General features: G+C 49.0%; 15 protein-coding genes. 6 read left to right on the top strand and 9 right to left on the bottom strand.

Annotated elements, in window-relative coordinates:
- Positions 1-233: 233 nt before the first annotated feature.
- On the top strand, positions 234-1,637 hold the full coding sequence (locus H6F72_RS23940; protein WP_190441692.1) for an N-acetylmuramoyl-L-alanine amidase: 1,404 nt from the start codon (positions 234-236) through the stop codon (positions 1,635-1,637).
- Positions 1,638-1,652: 15 nt separating this feature from the next.
- Here the strand turns inward: H6F72_RS23940 and H6F72_RS23945 are convergent, their stop codons facing one another.
- Both H6F72_RS23945 and H6F72_RS23950 read right to left on the bottom strand, forming a co-directional pair.
- Positions 1,653-2,330, bottom strand: a complete 678-nt coding sequence (locus H6F72_RS23945; RefSeq protein ID WP_190441694.1) for a hypothetical protein — start codon at positions 2,328-2,330, stop codon at positions 1,653-1,655.
- A gap of 326 nt (positions 2,331-2,656) precedes the next feature.
- Positions 2,657-3,067, bottom strand: coding sequence for a hypothetical protein (locus tag H6F72_RS23950; RefSeq protein WP_190441696.1), 411 nt, complete (start codon positions 3,065-3,067; stop codon positions 2,657-2,659).
- Positions 3,068-3,154: 87 nt separating this feature from the next.
- On the opposite strand from H6F72_RS23950, the gene H6F72_RS23955 reads away from it, so the two are divergent.
- The gene (locus tag H6F72_RS23955) at positions 3,155-3,817 is read left to right on the top strand and encodes a class I SAM-dependent methyltransferase (RefSeq protein WP_190441699.1); all 663 of its coding nucleotides are present in this window, start codon (positions 3,155-3,157) and stop codon (positions 3,815-3,817) included.
- A gap of 11 nt (positions 3,818-3,828) precedes the next feature.
- On the opposite strand, the gene H6F72_RS23960 is transcribed toward H6F72_RS23955, so the two are convergent.
- The 3 genes from H6F72_RS23960 to H6F72_RS23970 all read right to left on the bottom strand — a co-directional run bounded on the left by H6F72_RS23960 (position 3,829) and on the right by H6F72_RS23970 (position 7,599).
- A complete protein-coding gene (locus H6F72_RS23960; protein WP_190441702.1) occupies positions 3,829-4,764 on the bottom strand; it encodes a DMT family transporter in 936 nt (311 codons plus the stop codon).
- Positions 4,765-4,788: 24 nt separating this feature from the next.
- Positions 4,789-6,414: an FAD-dependent oxidoreductase gene (locus tag H6F72_RS23965; RefSeq protein WP_190441703.1), complete on the bottom strand. Its 1,626-nt coding sequence runs from the start codon at positions 6,412-6,414 to the stop codon at positions 4,789-4,791.
- 147 nt (positions 6,415-6,561) lie between these two features.
- Positions 6,562-7,599, bottom strand: a complete 1,038-nt coding sequence (locus H6F72_RS23970; RefSeq protein WP_190441704.1) for an ankyrin repeat domain-containing protein — start codon at positions 7,597-7,599, stop codon at positions 6,562-6,564.
- A 20-nt stretch (positions 7,600-7,619) separates the two neighbouring features.
- On the opposite strand from H6F72_RS23970, the gene H6F72_RS23975 reads away from it, so the two are divergent.
- Together H6F72_RS23975 and H6F72_RS23980 are read left to right on the top strand one after the other, a co-directional pair.
- Positions 7,620-8,384, top strand: coding sequence for a hypothetical protein (locus tag H6F72_RS23975; RefSeq protein WP_190441705.1), 765 nt, complete (start codon positions 7,620-7,622; stop codon positions 8,382-8,384).
- Positions 8,381-9,181 carry a hypothetical protein gene (locus tag H6F72_RS23980; RefSeq protein WP_190441706.1) on the top strand — a complete coding sequence of 267 codons (801 nt, stop codon included), beginning with the start codon at positions 8,381-8,383 and terminating at the stop codon, positions 9,179-9,181. Before H6F72_RS23975 ends, H6F72_RS23980 begins: the two co-directional genes overlap by 4 nt.
- Before the next feature lie 47 nt (positions 9,182-9,228).
- Here H6F72_RS23980 and H6F72_RS23985 read toward each other — a convergent pair whose 3' ends face one another.
- A complete protein-coding gene (locus H6F72_RS23985) occupies positions 9,229-9,696 on the bottom strand; it encodes a DUF3426 domain-containing protein (RefSeq protein WP_190441707.1) in 468 nt (155 codons plus the stop codon).
- Between the two features lie 242 nt (positions 9,697-9,938).
- Here H6F72_RS23985 and H6F72_RS23990 point away from each other — a divergent pair, with 242 nt between their 5' ends.
- On the top strand, positions 9,939-10,976 hold the full coding sequence (locus tag H6F72_RS23990) for a hypothetical protein (protein WP_190441708.1): 1,038 nt from the start codon (positions 9,939-9,941) through the stop codon (positions 10,974-10,976).
- A gap of 96 nt (positions 10,977-11,072) precedes the next feature.
- Here the strand turns inward: H6F72_RS23990 and H6F72_RS23995 are convergent, their stop codons facing one another.
- Positions 11,073-12,602, bottom strand: a complete 1,530-nt coding sequence (locus H6F72_RS23995) for an NAD(P)/FAD-dependent oxidoreductase (RefSeq protein ID WP_190441709.1) — start codon at positions 12,600-12,602, stop codon at positions 11,073-11,075.
- A gap of 190 nt (positions 12,603-12,792) precedes the next feature.
- Here H6F72_RS23995 and H6F72_RS24000 point away from each other — a divergent pair, with 190 nt between their 5' ends.
- On the top strand, positions 12,793-13,953 hold the full coding sequence (locus H6F72_RS24000; protein ID WP_190441711.1) for a hypothetical protein: 1,161 nt from the start codon (positions 12,793-12,795) through the stop codon (positions 13,951-13,953).
- Positions 13,954-14,096: 143 nt separating this feature from the next.
- Here the strand turns inward: H6F72_RS24000 and H6F72_RS24005 are convergent, their stop codons facing one another.
- A complete protein-coding gene (locus H6F72_RS24005) occupies positions 14,097-14,939 on the bottom strand; it encodes a phytanoyl-CoA dioxygenase family protein (protein WP_190441714.1) in 843 nt (280 codons plus the stop codon).
- Positions 14,924-15,979 carry a histidinol-phosphate transaminase gene (hisC, locus tag H6F72_RS24010; protein WP_190441715.1) on the bottom strand — a complete coding sequence of 352 codons (1,056 nt, stop codon included), beginning with the start codon at positions 15,977-15,979 and terminating at the stop codon, positions 14,924-14,926. Before hisC ends, H6F72_RS24005 begins: the two co-directional genes overlap by 16 nt.
- Positions 15,980-16,013: the final 34 nt, after the last annotated feature.

The raw sequence follows: 16,013 nt of genomic DNA on the forward strand, positions 1-16,013 counted from the left end.
TGACTTCATTTGCCTAAACCCGTTGGTACAAAAGGCTGAAGTTCGAGTATTATCACGGTGATCTCGCCTGGAAGCTGTATTCTGGCTTTGGGTTGGGCATAATCAATTCGTTAAGGGTAATTTCATTTATTCAGAGTCATGGGTAGAGGGCCGTTCTAGAGGTCAAGCTACAGCAGTTTTATTAAACAGAAACTAAATATCAATAATTTTTAGCTCTAGAGGAAACAGCGCAGATGGGACGAATCTTTATTTCGGCAGGTCATGGTGGAAACGAGAACGGCAGAATCGATCCAGGCGCGATCGCGGGCGGCACCACAGAAGCCAGAGAATTGATTCTGCTGCGGGATTTGATCGTCGCCGAACTGCGATCGCGAGCGTTTGAAGTTTTGGCCGTACCCGATGACCTCAGCCTAGCGGGGACCATTGCCTGGATCAACAGTCGCGGGCGCGTGGGTGACGTAGCCCTAGAAATTCACGCTGATGCCTTCTCTGACCCCTCTGTGAGGGGAGCCAGTGTTTTCTATATTGCCAATAATGACGAGCGCAAAGCTCACTCAGAGCTGTTGTTGCTGGCGCTGCTGCGTCGAGTGCCCCAACTGCCAAGCCGAGGAGCTAGACCCGACACTGCTACCGGAGTGGGCAGCCTAGCTTTTTGCCGCCAAATCATTCCTGCTTCTCTGTTAATGGAAGTGGGTTTCTTAACCAATCCAGACGATCGCTTTTTGATTCAAAACCGTCGCCGCGATATTGCGTTGGGTCTGGCTGACGGCTTAGCAGCTTGGAGCCGAGCGGTAAGTGGAACAACTCCTACGCCAACTCCCACACCAACCCCTACGCCTACGCCCACTCCCACGCCCACACCTTTGCCGACTGGCACCTATACTCCCGCCAACATCAATATTAATGGCTCTATTTATGGTGAACAGGGCATTGTGGTCAATGGCAATGCTTACATTCCAATTGACTTGGCCGATCGCCTGCGGGTAGATTTGACCAAAGCCCCTAATATCCGCCGGATCAACTACCGCAACATTGTCTACATCCGAGCGGTCGATCTGCGGGAGGTTAATATTTCTGTGGGTTGGGATAGCGTCAGCCGGACAGTGATTTTGCGATCGATCCTTTCAATTTGTCCCGGTCAACTCGATCGCATCATTAGCAACGGCAACACTTCGGAAGTCCAGCTAATGATGTTCCTCAAATCTAACAATGAGAATGCTTTAGCTCAGTTTCCCGACTTACCGAAGCTGTACCGAGAAGAAGCCAGCGTGGAAGGCGTAAATTACGATATTGCTTTCTGCCAAATGTGTGTGGAGACGGGCTTTTTACGCTTTGGTAGTGAAATCAAACCTTCGCAGAACAACTTTGCTGGCTTGGGAACAGTCGGTGGTGCTGAGGTGGGTGCGTCTTTCCCCAGTGCCCGCATTGGAGTTCGGGCGCATGTGCAGCACCTCAAAGCCTATGCCAGCACCGAGCCTTTAGTTCAGGATGTGGTTGACCCGCGCTTCCGCTTTGTCACTCGCGGTATTGCCCCTTTGGTGGATCAACTGAGTGGTCGCTGGACTGCTGACTTACAGTACGGCACTAAAATTACCGCTACCCTGAGAAGGCTCTACGAAACCGCAGGATTACTGTAAGGCTCGTTGAATTTACTAGTTGCGATCGCGCTCAACTGTTTCTAACGCAAGATATCGAGTTTGCAACACTCGAGACTGAGCGGCCAATACCTGAGATTGAGTTCGCAGCCTTTGAAATTGTGCTTTTAGCGCTAGAGATCGGGCTTTAAGGCGGTCGTGGTCATCCTTAAATGCGATCGCTTGTTTGGATAAAGGGTAGGTGTTATCTGTGCCAGAAATACGAGGCTGCGGAGATGTCCATCTCCGCAGCCTTCCCAGATCTCTAGGGCTACCATCTCGGCCATAAATTAGTTGAAGCAACCTGGCTAGAGCCTCTCTGATAGGCTCATCCTCATTGAAAATTTTTTTCGCGATCGCTTGATTATAAGAAACTCGATCGGAGTTTAAGGCCTGACATAGTTCTTGATTGGTATGCTGCAATTCCTGATAGCAGGATTTCAACTCCTTAGCCTGGCTCCACAACTGCTGATACAGAACCTTCTTTTGTGCTTTCAGTTGTGTTGCTTCTGCTTCTAGCTGCTTGACCTTTTCCTCAATTTGTTGAATAAAAAGGTTTAGATAGTCCTCAAAGTTGGACTCTTTACTATTTAAAGGCTCATCTTGCAGCTGCTGAATTTGGGCTTTTAGTTCCCTCACCGCCATTAAAATGTCAACTTGGATTTGGCCCTTAGTGGGTTGTGTTTGGTTATCCATACTTCTAGCGATCGCTAGATTTAAACTAGCAAAAGAATACTGATGCTCACAAATTTAGAACTCATTACAAAAACTTGATTCGTCCTTTTGGACGAATCAAGTTTTTGTGTTTATGGCTACTAGCATTTTCTACTTAGTAGCTGAACTCTTCAGACGAGTTGAAATATTTTTAGTTGATTCCACTAAAATCACACCTACTGTCCCGCTGGATATTGGTTGACAAACTGAGTCAAAGGTCAATGGCGATCGCGCAACTTGCCCAACCATCGTTAATCTCTCCCTAGGTTTATGGGAGTCCTGGCAAATTTGATTTGATGAGTTGAAGTCTACTGGAGGGGTTCTGTTACCCAAGTAGATTCAGCTTCTGTATCTGATTTGCTAAGCTGAGCTAGCTTCCAACTTTTCTGGTCAGGTTGCTGTTGCAGGTAGACCTCGAACGGATTTTTTTCCTGAGTGACTTGGCGGCTAGGAAACTTTAAGGTGAGGTCGTAAGTTCCTTGGAGATGGTAAGCAGATAAGCCTTGAATCTTTAGCGAGTCTTGCTTAGCGATCGCGACTTGCTTCACTTCTACTTTGGGGGGCTTTTTGAGCCGGAGTTGTTGGGCGAGGGTTTGCTGGGTTTGGCCGACTTGTAGAGCGATCGCTTGTTGAACGACTCGGTCACTCAGCCCCGGAATGCCGTTGCCACAAGCCGTTAATAGTCCTACCAGAACTACTGCCAAAATCGCTCGGATCATAAACTCCACTCTCCTCTGAGTTCCAATTACAGCAAATCACCCTCAATATAGTAATTTTGTAGCTGCATTTTTAAGCAAAACATTCCTATGTCTAATAAAACACTGGATTTGACGAATCAACTGTATGACTATCTGTTGTCCAACTCTTTGCGTGAACCGGAGCTTTTAGCGCAACTGCGACAAAAGACCGCTGAACATCCGATGGCTCAGATGCAGATTGCTCCAGAGCAAGGGCAGTTTATGGCGCTGTTGGTGCAGCTAATGGGGGCTAAGAAAACGCTGGAAGTGGGAGTATTTACAGGTTACAGTTCCTTAGCGGTGGCGCTGGCTTTACCCGCTGATGGCAAAATCATTGCTTGCGACGTGAGCGAAGAATATACCGCGATCGCCCGTCGTTATTGGCAAGCCGCAGGGGTGGCTAACAAAATTGAGCTGCGGATTGGCCCAGCCGTAGACACCCTAGACCAGCTTTTAGCCGCTGGTGAGGCCGAAACCTTTGATTTTGCTTTTATTGACGCTGACAAGAGCAATTACTGGAACTATTACGAGCGATCGCTGCAACTCGTGCGTCCGGGTGGGTTGATCGCGATCGATAATGTGCTTTGGTCTGGACGGGTGGCAGACCCGAAAGTGCAAGACAACCGCACCGAGTCGATCCGCGCCTTTAATGCCAAGCTACACCAAGACCAACGCATCACGCTCAGCCTGGTTCCGATCGCGGATGGCTTAACCTTGGCTCTAAAGCAGTAGCCGAACCAGCATTAACTAAACAAGAACCAAACCCCTGCCCAAGCGACCAAGACGCCTAAAATGGCCTGTCTGCTGACCACCTCACCCATTGCGATCGCGATTGGCAAAATGAACAGGGGACTGGTGGAACTGAGGGCTTGGGCTACCCCAACTGCCGTAAATTTGAGCGAAGTTTGTTGCAGCCAGATGCCCAAGTAGGTGCTGAAAAAAGAGGTAATGGCGATCGCGCCTAGCCAAGACATTCCCTTCCGGCGATCGCGCTCAAATTCTAGGGTTTGCATCACCAATCCTGCTTGCCGTCGCACTAGTAGCCACACCAGCATCACCAACACCCCGGTGGCTAAACGGACTAGGGTGCTCCACAAGGGGCTGATAGTGCTCTGAGTTAAAGCAGCACGAGATAGCACCGCCCCTCCTGCTTGGCCCAAGGCTGCTAGTAAACCGTAACCAACTCCTAGTAGAGGATGCGTTGGTTTGCCTGTCGCTGAATTGGCTGTTTCGGTAGGCGATCGCTCACTCACCACCCAAGTCACACCGACAATGGTAAGAAAAATCCCCAACCAATTGCTCAGTTTTAGGGTTTCTTGCAAAAACAGTAAGGCGAGGAAAGCGGAGAGCGGGGGTGCTAAAGCCTCCAGTAGCAGAGTTCGCCTTGGCCCCAGTAAATTCAGTGCGGCAAAGTAATAAGTGTCGCCAAAGCCAATCCCTACCACTCCACTCAGGATCAATAGTCCCAAAGCTGTGCCGTTGATGTCGGGTAAGCCGCTGCCTTGAAGCCAGAGGGTAATGGCGAGGAAGGCGATCGCAATCACGCCTTTCAAAGAGTTCAAAACCAAGGGAGGCACCCGCTGCCCAATGCGAGTGTAGATGACAGACGCGATCGCCCACAAAAATGCCGCACTCAGCGCGGCTAGTTCGCCCTTAAATTGGGTGAGCCAAATTAGCATGGGATTTGTGGAGCTGATGAATCCCTATAATCTCCCAACCTTGAGGTCTTGGAGAATTTCGTTAGCGGCTTGGATGCCAGATAGCGCTGCCCCTTCCATAAAGCCCTGCCATTCGTAAAAAGAGTTGGCATGTTCTCCGGCGAAATGGAGATTACCGACGGGTTTGCCTTCGTTGCCCGCAATGCTGGTAAATTGTCCGGGCGTGTAGCAGGTGTAGCTGCCTTTGGTCAATGGGTTAGAGGGCCAAGGCTCTAGGTGAACGCGGTATTGACCATTGATTTTAGTAGCGACTGCTTTTGACCCCGGATACACTCGATTGAGATCCGTAAGGAAGCGATCGGCCTCGGCTTGCACATTGCTGACTTTGAGACGCAGAGCGCGATCGCCACTAGAGTAGTCGGTGAGAATCGCCTGAGTACTGGTGGCTTTAACGGGGTTGGTTTCCCAGGTGGATTGATGATTGGGTAAGTCGGAGTAAGAGCTGCCGTTGCTGCTAGGGAGCCAAGGCCGACCGTTGAAGCCGAGCATCATCTTGGCATTGTTACCATAACCCAGCTGTTGGATGGCTTGAACCTTCCAGGCAGGCAGACCCAGGCTTGGATCCAACTCGACTTGACGTAGTGTCGTGAAGGGAATGGCCAAAACGACCGCATTATAAGTAGCGGTTGTAGTGCGGGAGCCACTCTGGAAGGTGAGTTCAATCTGATTGGTGCCCGTTTTCCGCACCCGCAGCAGTTTCATACCCAGTTTGACTGGACTTTGTAGGCGATCGCGCAACCCTTGAGTGATTTTGTCGTTGCCCTCCACCACGTGATAGCGTTCATCACTAAAGACACCAAAAGGCGTGAATTTAGAGCGGCGATCGGCATGGATAAACAGGAGGAAGTTTAAGCAGCTTTGTTGAGCGATCGGTAAGCCATATTCCGCTTCATAGGCGGCTTTGATCGCTGCCTTCACCACATTACCCGCTTGGCGGCTGTCCAGATAGGCTTGTAAGCTGGTGCGATCGAGTCTCACATCTGCCTCGGTGTGGCTATCAGCGCTAGGCTCACCGGAGAGCGTCCGTAAGTCTGCTTGCATAGCCGACACCAAAGCTCGAAACTCATCCACTACGACTGATTCTGGGTAGCGCTGGCCGTTGAAGTAGTAGAAAACTTCTCCTGGTTGTTTGTTGACATCTTCCAGCGTCAAACCAAATTCGCGAGCATAGCCGATCAGGGTTTTGTGCAAGTTATCAATAAACTCACCTCCCCGCTCTGCCACCTGCCCAGGAAAGAAGTTGTTATCCAATGAATAGCAACGGCCCCCGACGCGATCGCTGGCTTCATGGAGGGTGGCAAGAATGCCGTTACGTTGGAGTTCGTAGGCACAAGTCAATCCCGCAAATCCTGCGCCGACAATCCCTACAGTGGCACTTGATTTTGGTTTGGGTGCGGCACTGACCTGACCCATGTGACCCACAATCGCGCCTGCAATTCCCAAACCGCCTAACGCTAACAACTCCCGGCGATGCAGCCGTTGGCGATCGGCAGCTTCCTCAATCGCGGCGAACCACTCTAAACCTTGGCTAGTCGAAATCTGCTGCCGATCGCAAAATAAAGCAACCCGGATAGCCCGCGCCAAATTGTCGAAGAGAGGGGAGTGACTCATAAGCTTCCTTAACAGCAGTTTTCTTAATAGCGAGTGAGGGAAATAGTCCCTAACTGGAGTTTGTTAGATCTGCTACACGTTAGCCAAAAACTGAAGCGACTGTCATCGTGAAGGAGCCATAATTCTCCTGCTAAGAACCCCGTAAAGTTATTTTTGCTCGTATGGCTTAGCGCCTTTTTGCTTTAATAAAGCAGCAATCTCTGGCTGGTTTGTGGCGATCGCGTGATCCAGAACAGAGTAATAGCCATATCTCAACCGATGAGGTTCCACAAAAGTTTCGCGACTCGCTGCATCAACTCTTGCCCCCTGTGCTAGTAGAAGTTTCACGATCGGTAATGAGCCTCGCCGCACTGCAAACATCAACGGAGTCCGCCCTAAGTGATGGGTAGGATTGACATTGACTTTTTCAGACAGCAGTCGTTGCACGATCGCCGGATTACCCCGCCAAGCGGCATAGTGTAATGCGTTCTCTCCATAGGCATTAGCTGCTTTTGCATTCGCACCTTGTTGCAGTAACAGTTCCACCAGTTTTTCATTGCCGTGCCCTGCGGCGACCATTAGCACTGTTGTTCCATTGCTGCGATCGCGGTCGTTTGGATTGGCTCCTCCTTGAAGGATTAAGCGGATTGTTTCTATACCCTGATCGCTGACTTGAGGAAACCGATCTATGTGGCTAGTCCAATCTAGAAAGCTAATGTATGAGTTGCTGAATAAGGCTTCTTGCAAAATAGAATCTGTATTCCCATCTTGCTGATTCGGGTCTGCACTGTGCTTCAACAACAATCGAACCAGCGGATCATTTCCTGTACGTACAGCTTGTCGCAGGGGTGAAACACCGTCATTAGCATTAGGGTCTGCGCCCCGCTTAAGCATGAGTTGAATCAGCTCTGGCTGATTGCTCTGAACAGCTCTCAGCATTAATTCAGAGCGCTCAATGTCTTGAGCCGATACAGACTTTAATAACCGTTTGGCTTGGGCAAAATCTTTGTTGAAGAAAGCGGCCTCTAACGCTTCTACTGGGGTCAGAGTAGGCTGTAGTTTCAATTGTGAAATAGGTTTTGGTTGACCGGGTGGAGTAAAGGAAACTCGATAGCCACAAGCCGTGAGTAGAATCGCTAGGGCGATCGCTGCACCATTCTTGCCAAGACATCGATTTATCTTTTTTCTGGGAATTCTATCTGTCATAAACATCGTTCTCAGGCTGCATGAAAATTAGCCAGTCGCCTCAAGACCTGATCATTCATCATCGACAACCAGGGAGATGGATGATCGCGATCGCTTGTTTGGCAGTTGGTGTGGCAGCAGCCCTTAAAACCAGCATTATTTCAGAGATCTCCTGTCAACGAACTGCAACACTATCAAACTGTACTCTTACCTATCGCTCATTGAACGGGCTTACTTCAGAAAGCGGTATTCAAGTCAAATCCGTTTATAAATCGCCTATCTGTGTACCTCCTCAGCTTGGCTGGACAGGCTGCTTTGGCGAAGTAAATGTATTAGAAACTCAGCGGAGTAAAGTTTATGTTTTGGGGATGGAAGCTGATCTCCTAGCTGAGGTTGTAGATCAATTTATTCGCCAGTCCAATTTGTCTCCATTACAGCTTGAGGTTTATGGTTGGTCGTTGAACCATCCTCCTTATAATCTTGTATTTTTTATTCTGCCCTTTGTCATGTTTATTCTGCTGTCCGATTGTTTAAGGCAGGAAAAAATTTACAGGTGCCAGTTTAATAAATCGAGCGGTTGGGTGACGATTGCCTGCACACAGTTCTACGGCACAAAGGTAGTCATCACAGAGCTTCCCATCGCAGACATTGAAACAGTTCATTTACGTTGGTTTATCCCTAATTGCCTGATCCTAAAACTAAAATCAGGCAAACAGGTGCGAGTTGCGGAATTTCTTTGGATACCCTTTCAGACAAAGCGATCGCTCGAAAAAGGCCGCCAGGTAATCACGGAGTTCCTTCAGTGAGAATTTTGAAACAAACCTATCAAGAACTTGTGCTCTGCCATCGGCAAACAGGTCGCTGGTTGGCCGCAGGTAGCTGGCTGTTACTCTGCTTAGGGGCGATCGTCGGGTTTAGTTTTAAGCCAAAAATTGTTTGTCCAGGTGGCACCCAAACTCCAAGCTGTAGATTAACGTACCGCTCGTTTACAGGTTTAGCACTAGAACGAGACATTCAGCTAAAAGCGGCTCGCTCCGAAAGCATCTGTGGGTTTAGCCGCACGCAAAAATCGAGTTGTAATGGCTTTACCGTAATCTTGACGACTGATGCAGGAGACATCTCTTTTCCAGATGGCTATCTCCGCTTTAACGAGAAAAGAGCGAATCAATTCATTCAAAATCCCAGCAAGATCTCATTTCAGATTCAGTCAGGAGTTTTGCCCGTCATAGATCGGCCATTTCTCTTTGTGCTTGGGTGTATGGTTATTGTTGTAATATTGCGGGCGGTAGATACGTCACTGGCAAAAGAAGAAATTTATACTGTGAGATTTGATAAGACGAAAGATTGGGTTACGGTGACGCGCAGACAGCACTCTGGTAACCCCCCAATTGCAGTGGCTGAGTTTCCAATCTCGGCGATCGCATCTGTGAATGCAGGTCGAGATTATCTTGCTCTAACGCTAAAATCTGGGCGAGAAGTTCGGCTTGCTGCTGCAATTTGGGGCAAAAAAACTATGATAGAGCCTATCGGTGGATCTCCGGTAGAAGTGAATCAAGCTTTTAACGAAACTCAGAAGGAGATCTCTGCCTTTCTACAAAATTGAGTAGGGGCAGGCGATCGCCCGAAATGCGCCTAAAGCTCTAAAGCCAATCAAAGATAACGGGCAACTTGAACTGTGATTTCATTTAGAGGCTTTTGGGGCAATCGATTCGCCTTCAAGACACGGCTGAAGTTGACTGATGCTCCAGCTTGTAATGCCCCAGGAATTTCCAGCGGCAAAATTCCTTTGTAGAGAACCTCCTGGCTTTGCTGATCTACCAGTTTGTATTCCACTAAAACCAGAGGGATAGGCTGATTATTGCGATTCGTCACGCTACCTGACACGGCAACCAAGCCATTGCCTGTAGGCTCAACCCGCAAATTGGAGAACATCAGTGGTGTCAGCCTAGATACGACAGGCGATCGCGGGCAAACTGAGCCATTTAAGTCAATCACTGCTCCTGCGGAGTTCAGCATCCAGCAGCCCTCATACTCTTGAGCGATCGCTGGTTGGCTAAACCAGCCAAGTTCCACTAACAGTAAAGCTAAGACAAGGAACAAACGTAAAAAAATCAGCATGGCAGGATTTCAATAGTCGCGATCGCAGCTCACTACTACAGTGGCAACTTTAATCTAACCTGGATCGCAACTGAGCTTGCGGATGGAAAGATTCTGTGCTGCTAAATGGAAGGCGGCATAGGATTCAAGAGCATATTCGAGTAAATGAAAGAAAAGTAGCATTTCTGGGTATTTTAGTAGCAGTAAGTTGCCCCCTTCGACAGGTTCGCTAGTTTAAGACCCATAGGGAGACACTTCCAGCTATGCCAGAGACAGATTTATCAATTGTTGATTTGACTGACATTCAAGGAATTGTTGCTCAAGCCAGTGAGCTATTTAACCTCATTGACTCTGACAACGCCTTTGGTAGCATTACCTTTCCATCTATCCTGGACCGTGCCAGCAGCATTTCTCAGTTCGTACGCTCTCTAGCAGCAGGTCAAAAAGATACAACAGGTGCATCATTTGAGGAGCAGCTTGAATCTGCTGAAACTATTCTGACAGCACTTCAGTCTAGTTTAGGTGGCATAGTTGACCTTAACAAACTTGCTGATTTGCTCAAAGGCATAGACAGTGCTAACTCGAAGATCAACATTCCCATCGAGAACGCTGGCTTTGAAGACCCAGCTCAGGAAGACTTTACCTTTACCGTTGAGCCACCGCCTGGTTGGGACGTTTACGACCCCAATGACATTATTCCTGATGTAACAACTGACGACTCTTCGGCAACGGGTGTCTTTAACCCCTCCCTCAACAATTACCCTGGTGGCGTTCCAGAGGGAGATAATGTTGGCTATAGCTTCTTAGTTGATCCTGTGGGGAGTGGAGAGGCAGGTTTAAGCCAAACTCTCGATACGCTGCTTGCTCCCAACACTCGTTATACTCTTTCGGTTGCGGTTGGTAATCCCACTGGTGATGATCCAGTTCCAGGAATTTCCTTCCCAGGCTTCTCAGGCTACCGCGTTGAGCTGCTGGCAGGTGGGCAAGTTTTGGCAGTGGATGACAATTCTCTGCATATTCCAGAAGGGGAATTCAAAACTTCTAAGATTACTTACACCTCTTCTGCCACTGATATGGTAATCGGTCAATCCTTAGAAATTCGCCTGATCAACTTATTGCAGGGACCAGGGATTGAGGTTGATTTTGACGATGTGCAATTGACGGCCAAAGCGCTTCCTGTAGGCAGTAAAAGCTCCCACAACTTGAGCGAGGAACATGGCAGCCTCCTCAATCCGCTGCATCCGTCCTCTAACTTGACCCTCCCTTTAGGAGCCGTTGATAGTTCTAGTTTGCTTGGCTAATTCTGCTTGAGATGAGCGATCGCATCTCTCTCATCTCTTTTTGCTAGAGAATTAGAGATACCTGTAGGGGCGAACGGTGGTTCGCCCTCATAACTCTTAGAGCCGTAGTTGATCCAGCAATGTCTTGACTTGGTGGGGGAAGACGAGAGTATTGGCACATAAAATCCCGGAAGCGGCAACTGCGGGGACACCAATTCCTGGACTCGTGCTGTCTCCTACCCGATACAAGCCTGCGATCGGAGTTTGGGGTCCAGGAAACATGCCTTGTCCAGCGGCGATCGCGGGGCCATAGGTGCCTTGGTAACGGCGCAAGTAACGGGCATGGGTGAGAGGAGTACCAATTAGTTCAACCACAATGCGATCGCGTAGATCTGGAATGACCCGTTCTAGGGCATGAAAGAGAGTTTGAGCTTTCTCTTTTTTGCGCTCCTCGTAGTCTTCATCTCGCTGCCAGCCTGGAAAGGGTTCTAATGTGTAGGCATGAACCACATGATGACCTGCTGGAGCCAGATCAGCATCCCACACGGATGGAACTGAAATCATGCAGGTGTTGCCCGGAACGGTGATATCTTGCTCAGAGCTATGCACCACCACATGATGTCCGGTGAGAGCGTCCAAACCATCGGCTCGGATACCGAGATGTAAGTGCATGAAGCTTTCTACTGTTGGTGTGGCGATCGCTTCCTCACGATAGGCCGTAGGCAAATCCTCCAGCTTGAGTAGCTTGGTGTAGGTATCCCAAAGCGTGGCGTTAGAAATCACAACCGGAGCTTTCAAGCTTTCACCGTTACGCAGTTGCACTCCTACGGCTTTGCCGTTCTCAACCAAAATTTGCTCCACGTGAGTTTTGAGCCGCAGTTTGCCGCCCCATCGCTCTAAGCCTCGAATCAGCGCTTGGACGATCGCCCCACTGCCACCGACTGGGTAATCAATCACCGATCGCGATCGCTCTCCCAACATAAAGGCTACTTCTGGGGCGATCGTGCCTGCTGCTTTCAGTCCTGACAGCAAAAAACACTCCAAATCAATTGACCGCCGCACCCAAGGATCTCGCACCGTTTGATCCATAATTTTGCCGACTGAACTTTGAATCATGCCTAGCTGCGGCAATAGCTTGATCAAAGCGGGAAGGTAACGGGTGGCTAGGATGGGTCCAATTTGCCAATCAGCTCGCAGCGCGATCGCTGGAATGCCCCGCAAGGCTTCGTAAAGAGCTAACAATCTGCGTTCAAATTGGGCAAGTTCTTGAGCGCCTTGAGGAGTAATGTGGGCCACAGCGGCTCGATAGCGTTCAGGATTGCAATACGCCGGAAATGTGCCTTCAGGGAAGTGGTAGTGACCCAGCGGATCATAAGCGATCGCCTCTATACTCTCTTCCAAAACATCCAAAACTTGGCGTAATGGGTTCAAACTGTTGGGGTCGCTCAATCCTGCATAAAATGATGGACCAGCATCAAAATGAAAGCTTTGGTAGGTAAAGCTCTGAGCCGCTCCTCCAGGTAGGTTATGGCTTTCGCAAACCAGCACTCGCTTGCCATAGCGTGCCAAAAGAGCCGCAGCAGTCAGGCCACCAATCCCACTGCCAATCACAATTACATCAAAATCTTGAGCTTCAGAACCTTGCATGGAATTTTCTTGAGAGAACAGACATCAACCAGTAGAGAGACGAGCTAAGCGCGATCGCTGGGCTAAGGTTAGGCACCGTAGCACTCTGACAGAGATTTGATGATTGAGGAATCAGGAGATTTCGCGACCACCCATCAAAGCTTCTGTGAGCAATTACTAGCAAGAGAACGCATATAGGACCCGACTTGCTATGAACATATTATCGACTGAAGAATTAAAAACCTTGGTAGAACAAACCCAAGGTGTTTGTGTTTCGCTATACATGCCGATGGTTCGCCTCGGTTCTGAAACTCAGCAAAACCCAATTCGCTTTAAAAACTTGATTCGGCAAGCAGAGAAACAACTGGCTAACCAGGGTATGCGCTCTACCGAAGCTGTAGATCTGCTCAAACCCGCTCATGACCTTGATCACGAGGACTTTTGGCAGCACCAAAGCGACGGATTAGCTATTTTTATCGCCAATGGTGTGTTTCGGTACTATCGTCTACCGACTAGCTTTAATGAGTTGGTAGTCGTCACCGATCGCTTCCACATCAAACCCCTACTGCCATTCTTGACAGGCGATGGGAAATTCTATTTGCTGACCCTGAGCCAAGAAGATGAAGTGAAATTCTTTGAGGGCAGCCGTTTCAGCCTTCAAGAGCTTGAGGTAGAAAACATGCCCAAAACCTTGAATGAGGCGCTGCATTACGATGGGCTAGATCAGGGAATTGAGCAGCGAATCGCGACTTCTCGGGGCGGCACCAACAACTCATTCCAGCAACCGGGTACTTTCCACGGTCAGGGCAATGATGGCGCAAAGCAAAATGATATTCTGCAATTTTTCCATCGCTTAGATGAAAGCTTGCATGACATATTGCGCAACCAAAAAGCGCCCTTGGTTTTAGCAGGGGTGGAATATCTCCTGCCGCTCTATCGCGAAGCCAATACCTACCCTCACTTGCTGGAAGAAGGGATTAATGGCAACCAAAAAATCTCTCACTCCGAAGAACTCCATGCCGCTGCTTGGCAGATTGTGGAACCTCTCTTTCAGCAAGCCCAACAGCAAGCAGTGGAGCACTACCGGGAGCTGAACGGCACTGGCAAGAATTCTCACGATCTGAAAGAGGCAGTTTCTGCGGCTTACTATGGGCGGGTGGAACAACTGTTTGTCGCCGTGGGTGTGCAACAGTGGGGCACCTTTGACCCTGATGCCAACCAGATCCAAGTTCACACTGATGCCCAACCCGGAGATGAAGATTTGCTAGATTCTGCGGCAATCCAGACCCTCCTAAATGGTGGGATAGTCTACGCCGTTGAACCAGATCAAGTCCCTGGAGAAGCACCTTTAGCCGCTGTCTTCCGCTATTAATTAGCAGGAACTCACGAGCTTTAGAACGAACTACAATCTGCCTCTAGAATTTGTCAGTCTCCCAGGGAAGCCTTAGCATGAGGAGTCTTGGGAGACGTATGATATAACCGCAGATGATCGTTACAGCTATTGTCATCCACAAATCAACCATAGGCACCTGTGGGCAAAAATCCTAAGAGTCGCTTTAGGCGTGGATCTGCTTCTTCATAGCAATGACTGGGCATCTGATAATTCATGAATGACCCATACTTGTGTCCGATTAAGCGCTTGGCATAAGTCACTTGTGTAATGTAGCGAGTCACTGCTGAGGAGTTCCGCGAACCACGATGCCAAACTTGGTTATTGAAGCACACCGCGGATCCCATCGCTCCTAAGCAATGCTGGATAGAACCTTCGTAGCCCGTAATATCACCATTGCAAAACTTACCAAATAGATGAGAACCGGGAATGACTTGAGTAGGTCCGTTTTCTGGAGAAAGCACATCTGTCAGGTAGTAATTAACGGTGAATGCCAAAACATTCAAACGGATGTTAGTCAAGGGTTTGCCATCTAGAGAGAGCATATGCGGCGTATCATCTTGATGCCACACATTGTTTCCTAAACCATCTGTTCCAGCAGGGATTTTGAACGAGTTGTTGTGAATGACATGGACAGTATTGGCATTAGGAATACCATCACTAATTGAGTAACCTGGCCCATTCGCCCCACCGATGAGATGTTCAGCAAAGGTTGCAATTGGTTCCAGAGCAAATAGATCGAGGTTAGCTTTGGATTGCTCAAACATCCGCATCATAATCGTTCTAGAGCATTGATAGTTGTCTCCCTCCGCTTGTTTCAGAGCCGTATCCAAATCACTCCTCAGTAACCTACATTGCTCTGGCGATAGGACATTGGGAATGACTAGAAAGCCATTGGTATGAAAATAATCGACCCACTGCTCTAGCTGCGCTGCGGTGGGCTGCCCCATCGTCAAATATTCCGCCATTGCCTTAAACCTTCCCACAAAGTCTGATTTTGCTCATTGGTGCCGATTGTGATCCGCAGCTTATCCTTTAGGCCAGGCTGATGGAAGTAACGTATCCAAATGTCTTGTTCCCTTAGCGCTAGAAAAATCTGCTCAGCGTTTTTCTGAGGCGGCTCTACCAGTAAGAAATTAGTTTGGGAATTCCACACCCGGAAGGCTAAGTGCTGCAAATCTTGAGCAAGCTTGGTTCGGGATGCTTTGACTTTAGCGACACAAGTATCTTTATAAGTTTGGTCTCGCATCGCTGCCGCACCCACTAGTGCAGCGATCGCGTCAATATTGTAGGTATCTTTCACCTTCAGTAATCCCTGCAACAGTTGAGGCTGAGCAATGCCAAAGCCAAGCCGCAGCCCTGCTAAAGAGTATCCCTTAGAAAGGGTACGGAGGATAATCACATTCTCAAACTCTTGTACCAGGGGCAATGCTGTCTCTTCAGCAAAGTCTACATAGGCTTCGTCAATTACCAATACCCCGGTTAATCTCGCGGCTAACTCCCGCAGCTCGGCGATCGCTACTCCATGCCCAAAGGGACTATTGGGTGCAGTAATGAAGGTTACGGCTCCATTAGCTGCGACCAGTGACTCAATCGGCAAATGCCCATCTGCTGGATCAGCAACTTCAATGCGATCGGCGGGTTGGATCTCCGTCAACAGGGGATACAGCATGTAGGTGGGCGTAGGGTAAACCACTTGGCGTTTGCCCTCAGCGCAAGCTCGCGCGACTACATGCAGGAGTTCGTCACAGCCGTTGCCCACAATGATCCAGTCAAGGGGAATCTGGAGTACTGCTGCGATCGCTTGCCGCAACTCATTGGCATTAGCATCCGGGTAACGCCGCAAGTACTCCAAATCTAGGTTTTGCAGAACGGCACGAATGGTGGGTGAAGGGGGATAAGGATTTTCGTTGCTATTGAGTTTAATGCTGGGGCTGCCAGGTTTAAGGTAGTGGCTAGGGGTATGGCCTTTCATGGCCTCAACATTCGGGCGGAAATAACTAGACATGGCTGGGCAGCATGTAGACTGGTCGCAAATAGGA

This window comes from Trichocoleus sp. FACHB-46 (assembly GCF_014695385.1).
GTDB lineage: Bacteria > Cyanobacteriota > Cyanobacteriia > FACHB-46 > FACHB-46 > Trichocoleus.